Annotated in this window: 16 protein-coding genes; 10 read left to right on the forward strand and 6 right to left on the reverse strand. The window is 62.2% G+C overall.

Translation table 11 applies throughout. The features are described from left to right. Positions 1–73: 73 nt before the first annotated feature. Positions 74–760: an ArsR/SmtB family transcription factor gene (locus tag BFP92_RS18515; RefSeq protein WP_065930583.1), complete on the reverse strand. Its 687-nt coding sequence runs from the start codon at positions 758–760 to the stop codon at positions 74–76. A 148-nt stretch (positions 761–908) separates the two neighbouring features. Further along, positions 909–1823 carry a LysR family transcriptional regulator gene (locus BFP92_RS18520; protein WP_017134714.1) on the reverse strand — a complete coding sequence of 305 codons (915 nt, stop codon included), beginning with the start codon at positions 1821–1823 and terminating at the stop codon, positions 909–911. A gap of 118 nt (positions 1824–1941) precedes the next feature. On the opposite strand from BFP92_RS18520, the gene BFP92_RS18525 reads away from it, so the two are divergent. The 3 genes from BFP92_RS18525 (at position 1942) to BFP92_RS18535 (ending at position 3602) form a co-directional block, all read left to right on the forward strand. After that, a complete protein-coding gene (locus tag BFP92_RS18525; protein ID WP_056860422.1) occupies positions 1942–2235 on the forward strand; it encodes a putative quinol monooxygenase in 294 nt (97 codons plus the stop codon). A gap of 25 nt (positions 2236–2260) precedes the next feature. Next, positions 2261–3274, forward strand: coding sequence for a zinc-binding alcohol dehydrogenase family protein (locus tag BFP92_RS18530; RefSeq protein ID WP_058419446.1), 1014 nt, complete (start codon positions 2261–2263; stop codon positions 3272–3274). Between the two features lie 145 nt (positions 3275–3419). Beyond that, the gene (locus BFP92_RS18535) at positions 3420–3602 is read left to right on the forward strand and encodes a hypothetical protein (protein ID WP_017134711.1); all 183 of its coding nucleotides are present in this window, start codon (positions 3420–3422) and stop codon (positions 3600–3602) included. Between the two features lie 8 nt (positions 3603–3610). Here the strand turns inward: BFP92_RS18535 and BFP92_RS18540 are convergent, their stop codons facing one another. Then, the gene (locus tag BFP92_RS18540; protein WP_056860424.1) at positions 3611–4804 is read right to left on the reverse strand and encodes a multidrug effflux MFS transporter; all 1194 of its coding nucleotides are present in this window, start codon (positions 4802–4804) and stop codon (positions 3611–3613) included. An 87-nt stretch (positions 4805–4891) separates the two neighbouring features. Next, positions 4892–5089 carry a heavy-metal-associated domain-containing protein gene (locus BFP92_RS18545; protein ID WP_056860425.1) on the reverse strand — a complete coding sequence of 66 codons (198 nt, stop codon included), beginning with the start codon at positions 5087–5089 and terminating at the stop codon, positions 4892–4894. 147 nt (positions 5090–5236) lie between these two features. On the opposite strand from BFP92_RS18545, the gene BFP92_RS18550 reads away from it, so the two are divergent. From BFP92_RS18550 to cueR, 3 genes are all read left to right on the forward strand, one after another. Then, positions 5237–5617, forward strand: a complete 381-nt coding sequence (locus BFP92_RS18550) for a hypothetical protein (protein ID WP_065930584.1) — start codon at positions 5237–5239, stop codon at positions 5615–5617. A gap of 65 nt (positions 5618–5682) precedes the next feature. Beyond that, entirely contained in the window at positions 5683–7899 is a 2217-nt protein-coding gene (locus BFP92_RS18555) for a heavy metal translocating P-type ATPase (protein WP_065930585.1), read from the forward strand. Continuing rightward, complete coding sequence (gene cueR / locus BFP92_RS18560) at positions 7896–8297, forward strand: Cu(I)-responsive transcriptional regulator (RefSeq protein ID WP_017134706.1); 402 nt, start codon at positions 7896–7898, stop codon at positions 8295–8297. The genes BFP92_RS18555 and cueR overlap by 4 nt, the downstream gene beginning before the upstream one ends. Positions 8298–8413: 116 nt before the next feature. Here the strand turns inward: cueR and BFP92_RS18565 are convergent, their stop codons facing one another. After that, positions 8414–9310, reverse strand: a complete 897-nt coding sequence (locus BFP92_RS18565; protein WP_017134705.1) for a PA4780 family RIO1-like protein kinase — start codon at positions 9308–9310, stop codon at positions 8414–8416. A gap of 134 nt (positions 9311–9444) precedes the next feature. Beyond that, the gene (locus BFP92_RS18570) at positions 9445–10722 is read right to left on the reverse strand and encodes an acetyl-CoA C-acetyltransferase (RefSeq protein WP_065930586.1); all 1278 of its coding nucleotides are present in this window, start codon (positions 10720–10722) and stop codon (positions 9445–9447) included. A gap of 114 nt (positions 10723–10836) precedes the next feature. Here BFP92_RS18570 and BFP92_RS18575 point away from each other — a divergent pair, with 114 nt between their 5' ends. The 4 genes from BFP92_RS18575 (at position 10837) to BFP92_RS18590 (ending at position 16959) form a co-directional block, all read left to right on the forward strand. Beyond that, a complete protein-coding gene (locus BFP92_RS18575; RefSeq protein ID WP_065930587.1) occupies positions 10837–12180 on the forward strand; it encodes a 3-oxoacyl-ACP reductase in 1344 nt (447 codons plus the stop codon). 2 nt (positions 12181–12182) lie between these two features. After that, entirely contained in the window at positions 12183–13031 is an 849-nt protein-coding gene (locus BFP92_RS18580; RefSeq protein WP_065930588.1) for a MaoC family dehydratase, read from the forward strand. A 301-nt stretch (positions 13032–13332) separates the two neighbouring features. Next, a complete protein-coding gene (locus tag BFP92_RS18585; RefSeq protein ID WP_239694283.1) occupies positions 13333–15093 on the forward strand; it encodes a collagen-like triple helix repeat-containing protein in 1761 nt (586 codons plus the stop codon). Positions 15094–15276: 183 nt separating this feature from the next. Further along, positions 15277–16959, forward strand: a complete 1683-nt coding sequence (locus tag BFP92_RS18590) for a ShlB/FhaC/HecB family hemolysin secretion/activation protein (protein ID WP_065930589.1) — start codon at positions 15277–15279, stop codon at positions 16957–16959. Positions 16960–16961 lie beyond the last annotated feature (2 nt).

Raw genomic sequence — 16961 nt, forward strand, 5'->3', positions numbered from 1 at the left:
GCGAGTGTGCGGCATCGTTTTGCCCGGTTATTGCTGGATACGACCTGACTGCAACTCTGAACGACGCACGCGCCTACGCCGTGGCCAGACGGTTGATTTCCGCAAGCCCCAGGTCCGTCACCAGCAAGGCCCGCGATTCGTTGACCGCGTTGATCCAGCCGCACTGCAAAAACAACTGCAACAACCCGGCGCCCAATGCGCCCCCCAGGTGCGGCTGCTGCTGGCTCCAGTCAAAACAGTCGCAGGCCAGCGGCGCAGACAGCGCCTGGGTAAAAATGCCCAGGGTCGCGAAGTGCTGCGCGCCGGTGACGGTCACGTCGGTACGCTGTTCGTAGCGGTCGATCCAGCCGGCTTCCAGCATGCGCTGATAAAGCCCCGCCGCCAGCTCACCGCCCAGATGCCCCTGGCATAAACGCGCGCGCCGCAACGGTGGCGGTGCCAGGGATACACGCGGGCAAACCTGCGGCGCACTGCGTGCGGCACAGGCCAGGGTGGTACAGGCCAATGCGTCGACGGCAGCACTGACATCAGCGGCGGCCACGCGAAACCAGCGCTTGCCACGCTTGGCCTCGCTGCGCAGCAGACCGCTGCCGATAAGGCGCGCCAGATGCGCATTGGCCGAGGCGGCGGAAAGGCCGGCGAGCATCGCCAGTTCGTCTGCGGTTTTCGCCGAACCGTCCATCAGTGACCAGAGCATGGCGGTGCGTTTGGGCTCAGCGAGCAAGCTGGCGATCTGACTGATGCAAGGTGCTTCTTCCATGTATTCACTCCTTGTAAATCATTTGTCTGCTGCGGTTGGAACCAAAGTATAGGGGCGCAAACCGCCCATTCCGCGGCGTCCGACAGCGCGAATGGGGACAGGCTCTGAGTGAAATTTCCGGCTTTGGTGGAGGCTATTGCCTAACGCTCTATCGCCCCGGCCTTTGGGCGGTCAAAGCCGCACAACGGGACACGAGCATTTCCCGCAGCAGATTGATCGGTTTACTCAACTGCGCACGGTGGGCGCACAGCAGGTTGAGCGGCGTGCGCTCACCGCGCAGCTCCGGCAAGACCAGGCGCAGGCGCCCTGCGAGCACGTCGGTGCTCACATCCAGCCACGACTTGTAGGCAATGCCGACACCCGCCACTGCCCAGCGGCGCACCACATCGGCGTCGTCACTGAAGCGGTCACCGCTGACCGTCAGGCCGACCTCGCGCTTGCCGTCGTAAAAACCCCAGTGGTCGTGGACGCGGCTGCCCAGCATGTACAGCAGGCAATTGTGTTGCGCCAGTTGCTCAAGATGTCGGGGCTCGCCATGCCGTGCCAGGTAACTGGGCGCGGCGCACAGCACGCGAATGTTGTCCGGGGCGATGGGCAGCGCGACCAGGCTGGAATCTTCAGGCTCGCCGTAGCGCAGGGCGATATCCACCGGCTGGCGGAACAGGTCGGCGATGCGGTCGCCCAGCAGCAGGCGGATGTTCAATTGCGGGTACTCCAGCTGAAACTCATCGAGCCACGGCAACAGTTGGTTGCGCCCGAAATCCGACGGCGCCGACAGTTGCAGCACGCCGCTGACATGGTCCTGGCCGCTGGCCAACAGGCGCCGCCCTTCGTCCAGCGAACTCAGCGCCGCGCGGGCATATTCCAAAAAACCCTCGCCTTCGGCAGTCAGGCGCAAACTGCGGGTGGAGCGCGCCAGCAAGCGCGTGCCCAGTTGCTGTTCGATACGCTTGAGCGCCGCGCTGGCCACGGCAGGCGAGAGGTCCATGATGCGCGCGGCGGCCGACAAACTGCCGAGGTCCGCCGCCCGCACAAACAACTGCAAATCATCAAAACGCAGCATCTACCCTCGCCCATTATCAAAATTTTATTGAAACAGACTGCTGTTTTAGCCGCTTTTATCGGCGCTGGAAATAGCTAATCATCTGCCCATCCCGTTCATCACGTGTCTGGAGTTGAATATGTCCGCTGCCTTTAACGTCATTGCCACGCTGATCGCCAAGCCTGGCCAGCAGGCCAAGCTGGAAACCCTGCTGCGCGGCCTGTTGGAACCGACTCGCCTGGAAGCCGGTTGCGAGCAGTACGACCTGCACCAGGACCTGCAACACCCGGAAACCTTCTACATGCTCGAGCGCTGGAGCGACGACGCGGCGCTGGCCGATCACGACCAGAGCGCGCATATCCAGAGCTTTCGCGCCAAGGCTGCCGATGTGCTCGAACACTTCGAACTCAAGCGCCTGAAATTTCTTGCCTGATCATCCCCCTTTTCCCGGAGCCACCATGAAAGCCATTGCCTACTACGCCTCGCTGCCGATCAGCGATGAAAAATCCCTGCAAGACATCCAACTGCCGGAGCCGGTCGCCGGCCCGCGTGACCTGCTGGTGGAAGTCAAAGCCATCTCCGTCAACCCGGTGGACACCAAAGTGCGCCAGAACGTCGCCCCGGAAAACGGCGCCGCCAAGGTGCTGGGCTGGGACGTGGCTGGCGTGGTCAAGGCGGTCGGCAGCGAAGTGACGCTGTTCAAGGCCGGCGACAAGGTGTTCTACGCCGGCTCCCTGGTGCGCCCTGGCGGCAACAGCGAACTGCACACCGTGGATGAGCGCATCGTCGGCCATATGCCCAAGAGCCTGGGTTTTGCCGAAGCCGCCGCACTGCCACTCACCGCCATCACCGCCTGGGAATTGCTGTTCGAGCGCCTGCAAGTGCGTGAAGGTAAGGAAGATGAAGGCCAGAGCCTGCTGATCGTCGGCGCCGCCGGTGGTGTGGGTTCGATCCTGACCCAACTGGCCAAACAGCTCACCGCGTTGAACGTTATCGGCACCGCCTCACGCCCGGAAACCCAGGAATGGGCCAAGGCGCTCGGCGCCGATGTGGTGATCGATCACAGCCAGCCGCTGAGCGTAGCCCTGAAAAACGCCGGCCAGCCCCAAGTGACCCACGTCGCCAGCCTGACCCAGACCGACCATCACCTGGACGAACTGGTCGAAGCCCTGCAGCCGCAAGGCAAGCTGGCATTGATCGACGACCCCAAGGTGCTGGATGTGAGCAAACTCAAGCGCAAGAGCCTGTCGTTGCACTGGGAGTTCATGTACACACGCTCGATGTTCGAGACGCCGGACATGATCGAACAGCACAACCTGCTCAACCGGGTGGCCGAACTGATCGACGCCGGCACCCTGAAAACCACGGTGGGCGAGCACTTCGGCGTGATCAACGCGGCAAATCTGCGCCGCGCCCATGCGTTGCTGGAAAGCGGCAAGGCCAAGGGCAAGATCGTGCTGGAAGGGTTCTAAAAAAGGTCTGTCAGCGTCGTCCATTATTCATGTAAGTAATGGACGACACCGCTAGTCAGAGAGTTGATCTTTGTCATATTTGCGAACGCATTCGGGTTTATATTGGCCGCCTTTGCCACGATTCTTTTACGTGAGGAAGTCAGCAATGAAGATCCTGATAAGAGCGTTAGCAAAATCCCCAGGCAACAAATGGCAGGTCAGCCTCGACGGCGACGCCTTCACCTTCCGCAGTGAGGCCGAGGCCCGAGCCTTTGCCGACACCCTGCAAGCGCGCATCCAGGCGCCCCACCGCATTCCCCTCAGCCAGCAACGTTCCGCCGCCGGCTGATCCGCACTTCAGACCTGCGCCTGCGCGGCCCTCGCCCGTTGCAGGCGCTGGGTCGACACTGCAATCGTCACCGCCAATACACCGCACAAGCTGATGACCATCGCCATCGGCATCGCCGTGCCGTCGTGCAACACGCCGACCAACGATGCCGCACCTGCCGCCACACCAAACTGAATGCAACCAAGCAGCGCCGAGGCGCTGCCGGCCCGTGCGCCCTGCCCGGCCATGGCACACGCCGAGGTGTTGGGCAAAATGCAGCCAAGGCTGGCGATGCAGATAAACAGCGGCACCAGTAATGGCCACAACGCTTCGGTGCGCAGGGCGGCAATGCCCAACAGCGTCAACGCCGCTGCCACGTAGACCCACACGGTGCGCGACAGCAAAAACGCCGGGCCACGCTTGGCCAGCAACCGCGCATTGAGCTGCGCAACCAAAATGAAGCCGGCGGCGTTGGAGCCAAATACCCAGCCGTAATGCTCAGCGGGCACGCCATAGAGTTTGATAAAGACGAACGGTGAACCGGCGATGTAGGCAAACATCCCGGCAATCGAGATACCGCCGGTGAGGGCGTAACCCAGATAAACCCGGTCCGACAACAGGCTGACATAGCGGCTCAGCGAGCCGGACAGCGGTTGACGCGGCTTGTCGGCCGGCAAGGTTTCCGGCAACCCGACCGCCACAGCGATGGCGGCCATCACGCTGAAGATCGACAGCGCGAGGAAAATCGACTGCCAGCCCCACAGCCCGACCATCACCCCACCTGCCAACGGCGCGAGGATCGGCGCCAGACCGGTCACCAGCATCAACTGCGAATAAACCTTGGCCGAACCCACGGCATCACATTTGTCGCTGACCACTGCCCGCGAAATCACCATGCCCGCGCAGCCGCCAAGGGCTTGCACAAAGCGCGCGCCGATCAACCAGTCCAGGGACGGCGCGTAGGCACAGGCGAAAGACGCCAGGGTAAACAGGGTCACGCCGCTGAGCAGCGGCACACGCCGACCAAAACGATCCGCCAGCGGCCCGTAGATCAACTGGCCGATGGCCAGGCCGCCGAAGTACACGGCGAGGGTCAGTTGGATGTGTTTTTCGTCGGTGGCAAAGGCGGTGGCCATCGCCGGAAAGCCCGGCAGGTAAAAATCGATCGCCAACGGCGCGAAGGCGCTCAAGGCGCCCAGAATCAGGATTATGCGCAGGTTCATCAGACACCCAAGTGAGTCGGCAGCCCGACAGTCTAGCCGCGCTTGGGTGTGATGAACATTACGATAGCTCGCTAACTATCGGAAAATTTACGCGAGTTTGGCGCTGTAGCCTTCTTCGGTGATCAGCGCGATAACCTGCTCGGCGGACAGCCGGCTTTCAACCCCGACTTCCTTGGCGGCCAGGTTGACGTTGACGCTCGCCGCCGGGTCCTGGCTCTGTACTGCTTGAGTGACCGCTCTAACACAATGGCCGCAGGTCATTCCTTCAACACTGAATACTTGCATGACATGACTCCCTTGATGAGGTTGGGGCCAGTCTCGACCTTGCCACGATGGCAAGGTCAAGCGCTCAAAATTGCGGCTGGGCTGGTATTCCGGCGTTGCCTCGGCCAAGCTTCACGCATCTTGGATTTGAACCACGGAGCATTCGCCATGCGCTGGTCGTTTTTTAGCCTTATCGGCCTGTTGAGCTTGTCCGCCGCTGCGCCCATGGCCTGTGCGGATCAAGACTATGCGGTGTTGATCATTTCCCGCGAGCGCCTGGAAGTGCCGACCAATTGCGAAATCGGCCTGTATATCCAGGACCAATTGGCCGGGCGTCTGTTCCAGGAACAGGCCACCTCGTTCAACCTGCCGGCGGGCAATGTATCGCTGCGCCTCAAGCTGCTGCCGGGCCAATCGCCAGGTTGCCTGCCGGGCATGCTCGCACCGCCTGCGCAGAACATCACGCTTAAAGCCGGCGACGTGCGCAAAGTACGCATCGCCCAAGGCCCGGACGGCATGTACCTGAAGAACGCCGCACTGGATTACTGAACACGCTTGACCTTCCCCACAGGTCAAGGTTGATGCTGGGGGCAACTTCTCTGGAGGACTGCCCCATGAATGGATCCACCACCTTTGACCTGCCCATCAGCGGCATGACCTGCGCCAGCTGCGCCGGGCGTGTCGAGCGCGCGCTGGGCAAGGTGCCGGGGGTGCAAAGCGTCAGCGTCAACCTGGCCAACGAACGTGCCCACGTCGAAGTGCTGGGCCAGATGGACCCCGGCGTGTTGATCGCCGCCGTCGACAAGGCCGGCTACACCGCCACCCTGCCGCAAAGCGAGACCGTCACCGACGCTAAACAGGCCCAGCGTCTGCACCACGAGCGCTGGTCGTTGTTGTTAGCCATCGCGTTGGCGCTGCCATTGGTGCTGCCGATGCTGGTGGAGCCGTTCGGCCTGCATTGGATGCTCCCGGCCTGGGTGCAATTCGCGTTGGCCACTCCGGTGCAATTCATCTTTGGCGCACGTTTCTATATAGCCGCCTGGAAAGCCGTCCGCGCCGGCGCCGGCAATATGGACCTGCTGGTGGCCATCGGCACCAGCGCCGGTTATGGCCTGAGCATTTATGAATGGCTCACCGCGCCCGTGGGCACTATGCCTCACCTGTATTTCGAAGCCTCAGCCGTGGTGATCGCCCTGGTGTTGCTGGGCAAATACCTCGAAAGCCGCGCCAAGCGCCAGACCGCCAGCGCCATCCGCGCCCTTGAAGCCCTGCGTCCGGAACGCGCGATTCGCGTGGTTGAAGGCCGTGAAGAAGACGTCGCCATCACTGCGTTAAAGCTCGACGAGCTGGTGCTGGTCAAACCCGGCGAGCGCTTCCCGGTGGACGGCGAAGTGGTGGACGGCCAAAGCCATGCCGACGAGGCCTTGATCAGCGGCGAAAGCCTGCCGGTACCGAAACAGCCGGGCGACAAAGTCACCGGCGGCGCCATCAATGGCGAAGGCCGTTTGCTGGTCCGCACCCAGGCGCTGGGCGCAGAGAGCGTGTTGGCGCGGATCATCCGCCTGGTCGAAGACGCCCAGGCCGCCAAAGCGCCGATTCAGAAACTGGTGGATAAGGTCAGCCAGGTCTTTGTGCCAGCCGTGTTGGTGCTGGCCTTGGTTACGCTGGTGGGCTGGTGGTTGTACGGCGCCTCGCTGGAAACGGCGATCATCAATGCCGTCGCGGTCCTGGTAATCGCTTGCCCATGCGCCCTGGGCCTGGCCACACCGACCGCCATCATGGCCGGCACCGGCGTGGCGGCGCGCTATGGCATCCTGATCAAGGACGCCGAAGCGCTGGAACGTGCCCATGCCGTCAGCGCGGTGGTGTTCGACAAGACCGGCACACTCACCTCCGGCGCGCCAAAAATTGCGCACCTGGCGGCGGTGGACGGCAATGAAGACCTCTTGCTGCAACAGGCCGGCGCCTTGCAACGCGGCAGCGAGCACCCACTGGCCAAGGCTGTGCTGGATGCGTGCAGCGAAAAAGGGCTGAATGTGACGGACGTGAGTGCCAGTCAGTCCCTGACCGGCCGTGGCATCGCCGGTACGCTGGACGGCCGGCAACTGGCCTTGGGCAACCGCCGCATGCTCGAAGAGAACGGCTTGAGCGCAGGTGATCTGGCCGAGTCTGCCAAAACCTGGGAAGCCGAAGGCCGCACCTTGTCGTGGTTGATTGAACAAGGCGCACACCCACGTGTGTTGGGGCTGTTTGCGTTTGGCGACACCCTCAAGCCCGGCGCATTGGAAGCCGTGGAACAACTCAAGGCTCAGCACATCAGCAGCCACTTGCTCACCGGCGATAATCGCGGCAGTGCCCGCGTTGTCGCCCTGGCGCTGGGCATCGATGATGTACACGCCGAAGTGCTGCCAGCCGACAAGGCCGCCACCGTGGCCGAGTTGAAAAAGACCGGCGTCGTCGCCATGGTCGGTGATGGCATCAACGACGCTCCGGCCCTCGCCGCCGCCGATATCGGCATCGCCATGGGCGGCGGCACCGATGTGGCCATGCACGCCGCCGGTATCACGTTGATGCGCGGCGACCCGCGCCTGGTGCCGGCCGCGCTGGAGATCAGCCGCAAGACCTACGCGAAAATCCGCCAGAACCTGTTCTGGGCCTTTGTGTATAACTTGATCGGCATTCCCCTGGCGGCATTCGGCCTGCTCAACCCGGTATTGGCGGGTGCGGCCATGGCCTTGTCCAGCGTCAGCGTGGTGAGTAATGCGTTACTGTTAAAAACCTGGAAACCGAGCACTTGGAAACCAGAGCATTTGGAGGATCAACGCCCATGAACATCGGCCAGGCCGCCCGCCAGAGCGGGCTGAGCGCCAAGATGATTCGCTACTACGAATCCATCGGCCTGCTCAAAGCCGCGCATCGTACCGACAGCGGCTACCGCGTGTATGGCAGCGATGACTTGCACACGTTGGCGTTTATCAAACGTTCGCGGGATCTGGGGTTTTCACTGGAGGAGGTCGGCAAGCTGCTGACCTTGTGGCAAGACCGTCAGCGGGCCAGCGCCGACGTAAAAGCCCTGGCGCGCCAGCATATCGAGGAGTTGAACCAGAAGATTCTGGAGCTGGGGCAATTGCGCGATACCTTGCAGGACCTGGTTGAACACTGCCAGGGTGACCATCGGCCGGATTGCCCGATTCTCAAGGAGTTGGCGTCGGGCAGCTGTTGCGCCTGATCAGGTCTGCACAAAACAAATGTGGGAGCCGGGTCGTGTGGGGGCTGCTTTATGTGGGAGCTGGCTCCTACAACAAGCCAGCTCCCACATTTTTTAGCTCTCCAATTGCCGGGAGATCACTGCATCCAAGGCGGCGGCGGTTCTTCCGCGGTCTTGCTCGGTGGCGCGTCATCCGCCGCCCGAACCGCTTGCTTGCGCTCTTCATCCAGCCGCGCCGCTTCGATTTCGCGGATCACACCGCCCACGTCCGCCAGCTCTTCAGGCTCGTCAAACTCGCCGGTCAACACGCTGGCCGGGTGCAAGGTGCCGGCTTCGTACAGCGCCCACATTTCCTTGGCGTACTTGGTCTTCTTCAACTCCGGGGCAAAACGCCCGAAGTAGGAAGCCATGTTGCCCACATCCCGCTCCAGCATGCTGAACGCGTGGTTGTTGCCCGCCGCATCCACTGCCTGGGGCAGGTCGATGATCACCGGGCCGGTTGGCGTGAGCAGTACGTTGAACTCGGACAGGTCACCGTGCACCAGGCCGGTACACAGCATCAGCACGATCTGGGAAATCAGGAAGGCGTGGTATTCGCGCGCCTGGTCCGGCTCCAGCGTGACGTCGTTAAGACGCGGCGCTGCATCGCCGTACTCGTCAGCCACCAGTTCCATCAGCAGTACGCCTTCCAGGAAGTCGAACGGCTGAGGCACGCGAACGCCCGCACCGGCGAGGCGGAACAACGCCGCCACTTCAGCGTTCTGCCAAGCGTCTTCGGTTTCTTTCTTGCCGAACTTGGAGCCTTTGGCCATGGCCCGGGCCTGGCGGCTGTTACGGACCTTACGGCCTTCCTGGTATTCGGATGCCTGACGAAAACTTCGTTTATTCGCCTCCTTGTAAACCTTGGCGCAACGCAATTCATTGCCGCAGCGCACCACATAAACAGCTGCTTCTTTACCGCTCATGAGAGGGCGCAGCACTTCGTCGACCAGACCGTCTTCGATCAGGGGTTCAATGCGTTTAGGAGTCTTCATCAGCTTTTATTGTGGGTCCTTTATTACCAAATACGCGTATGGCACTCGTTATACGGCAATCGGCGCGCCGGTGGGAGGGGCTACCGACCTCTGACCACTGAAGAATGCACTCAATATGCCAATTTAGTCGGCAATCAGCGTTCAATGATCGCCGTCACACCCTGGCCACCGGCGGCGCAGATCGAAATCAGCCCTCGGCCTTTGCCTGCTGCGTCGAGCAATTTGGCCAGGTTGGCGACGATGCGCCCGCCCGTGGCGGCAAACGGGTGCCCGGCCGCCAATGAACTGCCTTTGACGTTGAGCCGGCTGCGGTCAATGGCGCCCAACGGCGCATCCAGCCCCAGGCGGGTCTTGCAATATTCCGGGTCTTCCCAGGCCTTGAGTGTGCACAAAACCTGGGCAGCAAAAGCCTCGTGAATCTCGTAGTAGTCAAAATCCTGCAATGTCAGGCCATTTCTCGCCAGCAAGCGTGGCACCGCGTAGACCGGCGCCATGAGCAGGCCTTCGGCGCCGTTGACGAAATCTACCGCCGCCGCTTCGCCATCGCGCAAGTAAGCCAGAATCGGCAAGCCGCGCTCCTTGGCCCAGGCTTCACTGCCCAGCAGCACCAAGGAGGCGCCGTCGGTGAGTGGCGTGGAGTTACCGGCAGTGAGCGTGCCCTTTTCACTGCGCTCGAACGCCGGTTTAAGGCTGGCGAGTTTTTCCAGGGTGAGGTCGGGGCGCAGGTTGTTGTCGCGGGTGAGGCCCAGAAACGGGGTGAGCAAATCGTTGTGCCAGCCTTCGGCGTAGGACGCGGCCATTTTCTGATGGCTTTCCAACGCCAGTTGATCCTGCTCGGCGCGCGGGATCTGCCAGGTCTGCGCCATCAGTTCGCAATGCTGGCCCATGGAGAGGCCGGTGCGCGGCTCGCCATTGCGCGGCAGCTGCGGCTTAAGGTGATGGGGACGAAGTTGTAACAGGACTTTTAATTTATCCGCCATGGATTTGCTGCGGTTGGCTTGCAGCAAAATTTTGCGCAGCCCTTCATTCACACCAATCGGCGCATCGGAGGTGGTGTCGACGCCGCCGGCAATCCCACACTCGATCTGGCCCAAGGCAATCTTGTTGGCCACCAGCAACGCCGCTTCCAGCCCGGTGCCGCACGCCTGCTGAATGTCATAGGCCGGGGTTTGCGGCGACAGGCGCGAGCCCAGCACGCATTCGCGGGTAAGGTTGAAGTCGCGCGAATGCTTGAGCACCGCACCGGCCGCCACCTCACCGATGCGCAGGCCGTGCAGGTTGTAGCGCTCGATCAAGCCTTCGAGGGCAGCGGTGAGCATCGCCTGGTTACTCGCCGTGGCATATGGGCCATTGGAACGGGCGAAGGGGATGCGGTTACCGCCAATGATCGCTACACGGCGCAATTGAGTCATGGAAAGCTCCCTGAAGGTTGTGAGTGGAATCATCAAGCCTAGCCTAGGCTCAATCGAACGACTTTCGCTTCTTGATGGTCCACCGTTTGAACCCCAGCACTCGGAGAGCGTTCCATGTCTGACCGTTATATCGACTTCGCCAACTCAAGCCTCGGCCATCGCCTGGTCGCCGCCATTGGCCTGCCGTCACCGGTACGCCTGGAACGCTGGCAGGCCGGACGCCTGCGCCCGGTAGAGGGTGCACTGCTGCTGGGCGGTGGGGCGCTGACCGCCAAGGTGCAGGAGTTTGCGCACAAACTGACCGACGCGATTTACACCTACGGCGCCGAGTCGTCGACCTGGATCCCGGGCCACGGCCCCAGGCTCAAGGCCGTGGTGTTCGACGCCAGCGACTTGCAGCACACCGACCAGCTCAAGCAACTGCGCGAATTCTTTCAGCCCTTGCTGAAAAATCTCGATCACAGCGCGCACGTGGTGATTCTGGGACGCGCGCCGGAAAGCCTCAGCGATCCGTTCGCCGCCAGTGCCCAACGCGCCCTCGAAGGGTTCAGCCGCTCACTGGCCAAGGAACTGCGCAGCGGCGGCGTGCTGCAACTGTTGTATGTGGGCGACGGTGCCGAGGACCAGCTGGAAGGTACGCTGCGTTTCTTCCTGTCGCCGAAAAGTGCGTACATCTCTGGCCAGGTCATTCGCCTGCAAGCCTGCGCCACCCCGGTTGAAGACTGGACGCGGCCACTGGCTGGGCGCAAGGCGCTGGTCACCGGCGCGGCTCGCGGTATCGGTGCGTCCATTGCCGAAACCCTGGCGCGCGACGGCGCCGAAGTGATCGTGCTGGATGTGCCCCAGGCCAAGGCCGATCTCGAAGCCCTCGCCGCTCGATTAGGCGCGCGCACCGTGGTGCTGGATATCTGCGCCGAAGACGCGGCCACACAGTTGATCGAACACCTGCCGGACGGCATCGATATCGTGGTGCACAACGCCGGCATCACTCGCGATAAAACCCTCGCCAACATGACCCCGGAATACTGGGACGCGGTATTGGCGGTCAATCTCAATGCGCCGCAAGTGTTGACCAAGGCGCTGCTCGACAGCGGCACCCTGCACGACAACGGCCGCGTGGTGCTGCTGGCGTCGATCAGCGGGATTGCCGGTAATCGCGGGCAAACCAACTACGCCGCGAGCAAGGCCGGGCTGATTGGCCTGGCCCAGGCCTGGGCGCCCCTGCTGGGCGAGCGCGGCATCAGCATCAACGCGGTCGCGCCGGGTTTTATCGAAACCCAGATGACCGCGCACATTCCCTTCGCCCTGCGTGAAGCCGGGCGGCGCATGAGTTCTTTGGGCCAGGGTGGTTTGCCGCAAGACGTGGCAGAAGCCGTCGCCTGGCTCGGCCAGCCGGGCTCCGGGGCCGTCAGCGGCCAGGCGCTGCGGGTGTGTGGGCAAAGCCTGCTGGGAGCGTGACTATGCAGTGGCAGACATTGGACAGCACCCCGTTTCTGTTGCCGCTGTATTGGCGCGCGGCGCTCAAGCGCAAGATCAGCGGCAGCACCTTGCCTGATGGCGGATTGCGCTGCCATGTACGCGTGAACCCTGAGCACGTCGCGGCCTATCGCAAGGTCTGCGGGTTCGCCGACAGCCCGGTGCTGCCGGGTACTTATCCGCATATCCTGGCGTTCGGTTTGCAGATGCAATTGCTCACCGACAAACATTTCCCCTTTCCGCTGCTGGGGCTGATTCACCTGAGCAATCGTATCCGCCTCCACCGGCCATTGGGCAGCGTGAATAACCTGATAGTTGGCGTATACGCGCACAATCTGCAGCCCCACGCCAAGGGGGCGACCTTTGACATTGTGACCACGGTGGAGGACGCGCTGGGGCTGTTGTGGGAAGCCGACAGCCGTATGTTGTGTCGAGGCGTGAAGCTGGAGGGCGAAGCGCAAGAGGCGCCTTTAACCGTCTGCGGCACTGTCAGCGAAGTCGCGCGGTGGAAGGCGCCCGCCGATATCGGTCGCCGATATGCGCGGGTATCCGGCGACTATAACCCGATCCACCTGAGCGCGCTGACGGCCAAGCTGTTCGGCTTTCCCCAGGCTATCGCCCATGGGCTGTGGAATACCGCGCGCACATTGGCCGCGCTGAATGAGCATTTGCCTGCCGCCAATGTAGAAATAGAAGTCGAGTTCAAGAAACCGGTACGCCTGCCCAGTGAAGTGATATTGCTCAGCAGTGCCGCAGGCTCGAGCGGAGAGTTACAGTTAAAAGGCCCCGGCGATATTCAACATATGCTCGGCAAGTGGCGGCCCGTCGCCTGAAACATGCACATTAATTGTATATATACACCTTAAGTTATAGCGGACGCCTCGGCGTCCGTTTTTTTATTCAAACCCATGAATTAAAACATATAAACATCTTGATACATCTCTCGATTACACCCTTCGCATTAGTCATTAAGCCGACCACGGCCTGGTGTATATAAATCGTTAATACCAAGTTGAGCGTTGCGCGAAAGAGTGCCCGGGTCTGTGATGACAACACGGACAAACGTATCGCTATCCCAAGAAATAGCGAGCGTTTGAAAACAACCAAGGTTGTACAGGTGCAAGGGAACTCATCATGAAAACTCAAACTCAAGTAGTGCTTTGGAAAGCAAGTACCGCGCTGGCCCTGGTCATGGCGATGAGCCTCGGCGGCTGCAGCAGCGGTGGTGGCGGGCATCACAGCAGTGTGGCGGCCTCTTCGCCTGATGCAGGTGCAGGTAGCGGCGCTGGTGGTGGAACCGGCGGTGGTACTGGTGGCGGCACAGATGGCGGAACCGGTGGTGGCACTGGCGGCGGTACAGATGGCGGAACCGGTGGTGGCACTGGCGGCGGTACTGGCGGTGGCACAGGTGGCGGCACTGGCGGCGGAACCGGTGGTGGTACTGGCGGTGGCACAGGTGGCGGAACCGGTGGTGGTACTGGCGGCGGCACAGGTGGCGGAACCGGTGGTGGTACTGGCGGTGGCACAGGTGGCGGAACTGGCGGCGGTACAGGTGGCGGAACCGGCGGTGGCACAGGTTCGACCACCACACCTCTGGTTACCGGCCAGATTGCCGGCACCCTGGGCGGCACTGTCGGTAACGTAGGCGCAGCAGTCGGTGACCTGGGTTCGACCTTGAACAATGTGCCTGTTGTCGGCACAACGGCAGGCGGCCTGGTCACGGCGACCGGCACTGCGGTCACCAGCATCGGCACTGGCGTCACCAGCGGCCTTGGTTCGCTGGGCACTAACAGCAACTCCCTGGGCATCACTGTCGCAGGTGTCGGTAATGGCGTCGCCGACCTGGGCACTGGTCTGTCGACCACCGGGAAATCGCTGTCGACCACCCTTGGCGGCGTGCCCGTGGTGGGCGGCTTGACCGGTGGCGTAGGCGGTACGGTAGGTGGTGTTGTGGATAAAGTCGGCCAGGCCGTCACCATGCTCGGCGATACCGTCAGCACGGCCAGCACCACTGGCCCATTGGGTTCGTTAACCAACACAGTGGGCGGCAAAATACTGGTGCCTGTGGTGTCGCTGGTGGAAAACACCACCGGCAACCTCGGCAAGGCAACCGGCCTGGGCACTCCTGTGAATGGGCTGCTGGATAAAGTCGGCAGCACCGTCACCGGCCTGGGCACTCAAGTCGCCAGTGCTGGCGGTACGGGCAACCCTGTTACCACCATCGTCGGCAGCGCCCTGACGGGCGTAGGCGGCACACTGGATAAATCCGGCGGCTATGTGGCTCCAGCCAGCGGTGCCGCAGCACCCGGCCTGCCTGAACTGGTCGGCGGCTTGGTGGCCAACGTGGGTAACGGCCTGAATGCCGGCAACACCAACGGCACTGTGAGTGCTGCCGGTGTCACCGGTGGCGCAGTGGGCAACACAGTCGCCTCACTCGGCACTGTTATCGGTGGCACTGGCGTCGCCAACACCGCCGCCACGGCGCCGGTCGCAGGCTTGGCCACTAACGTCGGCGCGGCGCTTAACCCAGTAACGTCCGGTGTGGCCACCCTGACCCAAAACGTCGGCACCACCACAGGCGTCGGCGCGCCAGTCAACGGCCTGGTAACCCAAGTCGGCGGTGCGGTGAGCAGTCTCGGCACTAACCTGACCGCCGCCAATGCCAACCCAGTCACCAACGCGGTAGGCACCACCGTCACCACAGTCGGCAACACCGTAGGCTCGGTAGGTGGTTTGGTCACCGGTGGCACCGGTGGCACCGGTGGCAGCAGCGGTGGTTTGCTCGGCGGCCTCACCGGCGGCACCGGCGCCAGCACATCGGGCAGTGGCACCACAACCACGGGCACAAGCGGCGGTCTGGGCGGTTTACTGAATGGCCTTACCGGCAAAAAATAAATTGCACCTGGCCGATTAGACGGCCTCCCCTACAGCGCCTACGCTTGGTTGAGACGAGAGACCCTTATAAGTCTCTCGTCTTTTTTATGGGCCGGTCTTGTCTAAAAAACCTCGCCCTCCCGAACCGCGTCCCAGAACCCGGCGGGCCCGAAACGCTGCTGCAGTTTGACCATGGAGTGTCCTATGCGCGTGTTGACGCCGTTGTTATTGCTCACCCTCAGTGCCTACGTTCAGGCCGAGACCCTTCCCAGCTTCCTCAACAGCAACGACACCATCCGCAACCTGCCGGTGCCCAACCTACCCGCCGATGCTTATCGGCCGACCACACCCCAGACCCAGTTGCCGCAAGCGCCCGCCACCCAGAAACAGCCGTTGCTGATGGACACCAAAGTCACCATCCGCAAGCTGCAGATCGAGGGCGGTACGATCTACCCGCTGGACGAAACGGCCAAGGCCTACGCGCCGTTGATTGGCCGTGAAACCAACCTTGCGCAACTGATCGAAGCCACCCGCACGATCACGCGTCGCTACCAGCAGGACGACTACCTGTTGTCCTACGCGTTCCTGCCGCAACAGACCTTCGAAAACGGCCTGGTGCGCGTGGTATTGGTGGAGGGTTACATCAAGGATTACGAGCAAAGCGGCGACATAGGTTCAGTCTCGGCCTACGTCGACAAGCTGGCAAACAAGCTGCTGGCCGAGCGCCCGCTCACGCGCAAGACGTTCGAGCGCTATACCACGCTGATGGGGCGTATCCCCGGCGTGACCCTGCAGGCCCAAGTGCCGCCGCCGGGCACCACCGACGGCGCCACGCACATGAAGATCGAGGCTTCGCGCAAGCCGTTTACCACCAGCATGAGCCTGGTCGACAACAACCGTAATGGCACGCAGGCGTTGCTCACCGCCACCAGCAATTCCCAGACGTCCATGGGCGAGCAACTCTACGTCAGCGGCCTGTTCCCGCCGGGCGACGACAAAGAACATTACTACCGCGTGGGCTACAGCCAATTTATCAATGCCGAGGGCAGCCAGTTAATACTGGGTGCCGAGCGTTATCGCGCCGACCCCAGCAGCAATATCCAGCTGGACGGCGGCTTCGAGCTCAAGCCACACCAGTCAATCGACCGCTACACCATCGGCCTCAGCCACCCGCTGATTGCCTCGCCCAATGAATCGCTGACCCTGGCCACACGCCTGTATGCGGTGGACCAGACCACGCGCTATCAATTGGTGGGCTACCCCAACCGTTTCGACATCGAAAGCGACCTGCGCGCCCTTGCGTTCGAGGGTGACTGGCGCAAGTCCGACACCCGTCAATTGCGCATTGTCAGTGCCGGCCTGTACCAAGGCATCAATGGCCTGGGTGCCAGAGCTCACAGCGACCTGGGCACGGCAAAACCTGATCTGGATTTCTTCCGCCTGCGCCTCTCCGGGGTGCAGAGCGACAAGTTCTTCGACAACTGGCAAGGCGTGCTTTCGGGTGCGTTCTACTGGAGCGACGCCACATTGCCCGACAGCGAGCGCGCCACCTTCGGCGGGCAGAACTTCGGCCGCGGCTACCCCGATGATCAAGCTTCGGGCGACAAGGGCTGGGGCGTGGCGTACGAGGTCAACTACAGCTTCAACCGCGCGGGCGACTGGGTGAAGATCCTGCAACCCTATGTGGTGCTTGACCGCGCCAAGACCTGGTTCAACGAGCTGCCGGTCAAAGGCAACGACATGTCCTCGGCGGCTGTGGGCCTGCGCTTTGGCGATAACAAGTACTACAACATCGCCCTGGAAGCGGCCAAGCCGATGTCGGACATCGCCCTGGACAGCTTTAACCGGCGGCCGCGGTATACCTTGAGTTTCAGTTATCAATTGTGAGT

Source organism: Pseudomonas sp. 58 R 3 (assembly GCF_900006605.1).
GTDB lineage: Bacteria > Pseudomonadota > Gammaproteobacteria > Pseudomonadales > Pseudomonadaceae > Aquipseudomonas > Aquipseudomonas salomonii.

Excerpts from the sequence above, each read along its gene's own strand:
- BFP92_RS18515 (WP_065930583.1), bottom strand. The coding sequence starts at position 760 with ATGGAAGAAGCACCTTGCATCAGTCAGATCGCCAGCTTGCTCGCTGAG.
- BFP92_RS18520 (WP_017134714.1), bottom strand. The coding sequence starts at position 1,823 with ATGCTGCGTTTTGATGATTTGCAGTTGTTTGTGCGGGCGGCGGACCTC.
- BFP92_RS18525 (WP_056860422.1), top strand. The coding sequence starts at position 1,942 with ATGTCCGCTGCCTTTAACGTCATTGCCACGCTGATCGCCAAGCCTGGC.
- BFP92_RS18530 (WP_058419446.1), top strand. The coding sequence starts at position 2,261 with ATGAAAGCCATTGCCTACTACGCCTCGCTGCCGATCAGCGATGAAAAA.
- BFP92_RS18535 (WP_017134711.1), top strand. The coding sequence starts at position 3,420 with ATGAAGATCCTGATAAGAGCGTTAGCAAAATCCCCAGGCAACAAATGG.
- BFP92_RS18540 (WP_056860424.1), bottom strand. The coding sequence starts at position 4,804 with ATGAACCTGCGCATAATCCTGATTCTGGGCGCCTTGAGCGCCTTCGCG.
- BFP92_RS18545 (WP_056860425.1), bottom strand. The coding sequence starts at position 5,089 with ATGCAAGTATTCAGTGTTGAAGGAATGACCTGCGGCCATTGTGTTAGA.
- BFP92_RS18550 (WP_065930584.1), top strand. The coding sequence starts at position 5,237 with ATGCGCTGGTCGTTTTTTAGCCTTATCGGCCTGTTGAGCTTGTCCGCC.
- BFP92_RS18555 (WP_065930585.1), top strand. The coding sequence starts at position 5,683 with ATGAATGGATCCACCACCTTTGACCTGCCCATCAGCGGCATGACCTGC.
- cueR (WP_017134706.1), top strand. The coding sequence starts at position 7,896 with ATGAACATCGGCCAGGCCGCCCGCCAGAGCGGGCTGAGCGCCAAGATG.
- BFP92_RS18565 (WP_017134705.1), bottom strand. The coding sequence starts at position 9,310 with ATGAAGACTCCTAAACGCATTGAACCCCTGATCGAAGACGGTCTGGTC.
- BFP92_RS18570 (WP_065930586.1), bottom strand. The coding sequence starts at position 10,722 with ATGACTCAATTGCGCCGTGTAGCGATCATTGGCGGTAACCGCATCCCC.
- BFP92_RS18575 (WP_065930587.1), top strand. The coding sequence starts at position 10,837 with ATGTCTGACCGTTATATCGACTTCGCCAACTCAAGCCTCGGCCATCGC.
- BFP92_RS18580 (WP_065930588.1), top strand. The coding sequence starts at position 12,183 with ATGCAGTGGCAGACATTGGACAGCACCCCGTTTCTGTTGCCGCTGTAT.
- BFP92_RS18585 (WP_239694283.1), top strand. The coding sequence starts at position 13,333 with ATGAAAACTCAAACTCAAGTAGTGCTTTGGAAAGCAAGTACCGCGCTG.
- BFP92_RS18590 (WP_065930589.1), top strand. The coding sequence starts at position 15,277 with ATGCGCGTGTTGACGCCGTTGTTATTGCTCACCCTCAGTGCCTACGTT.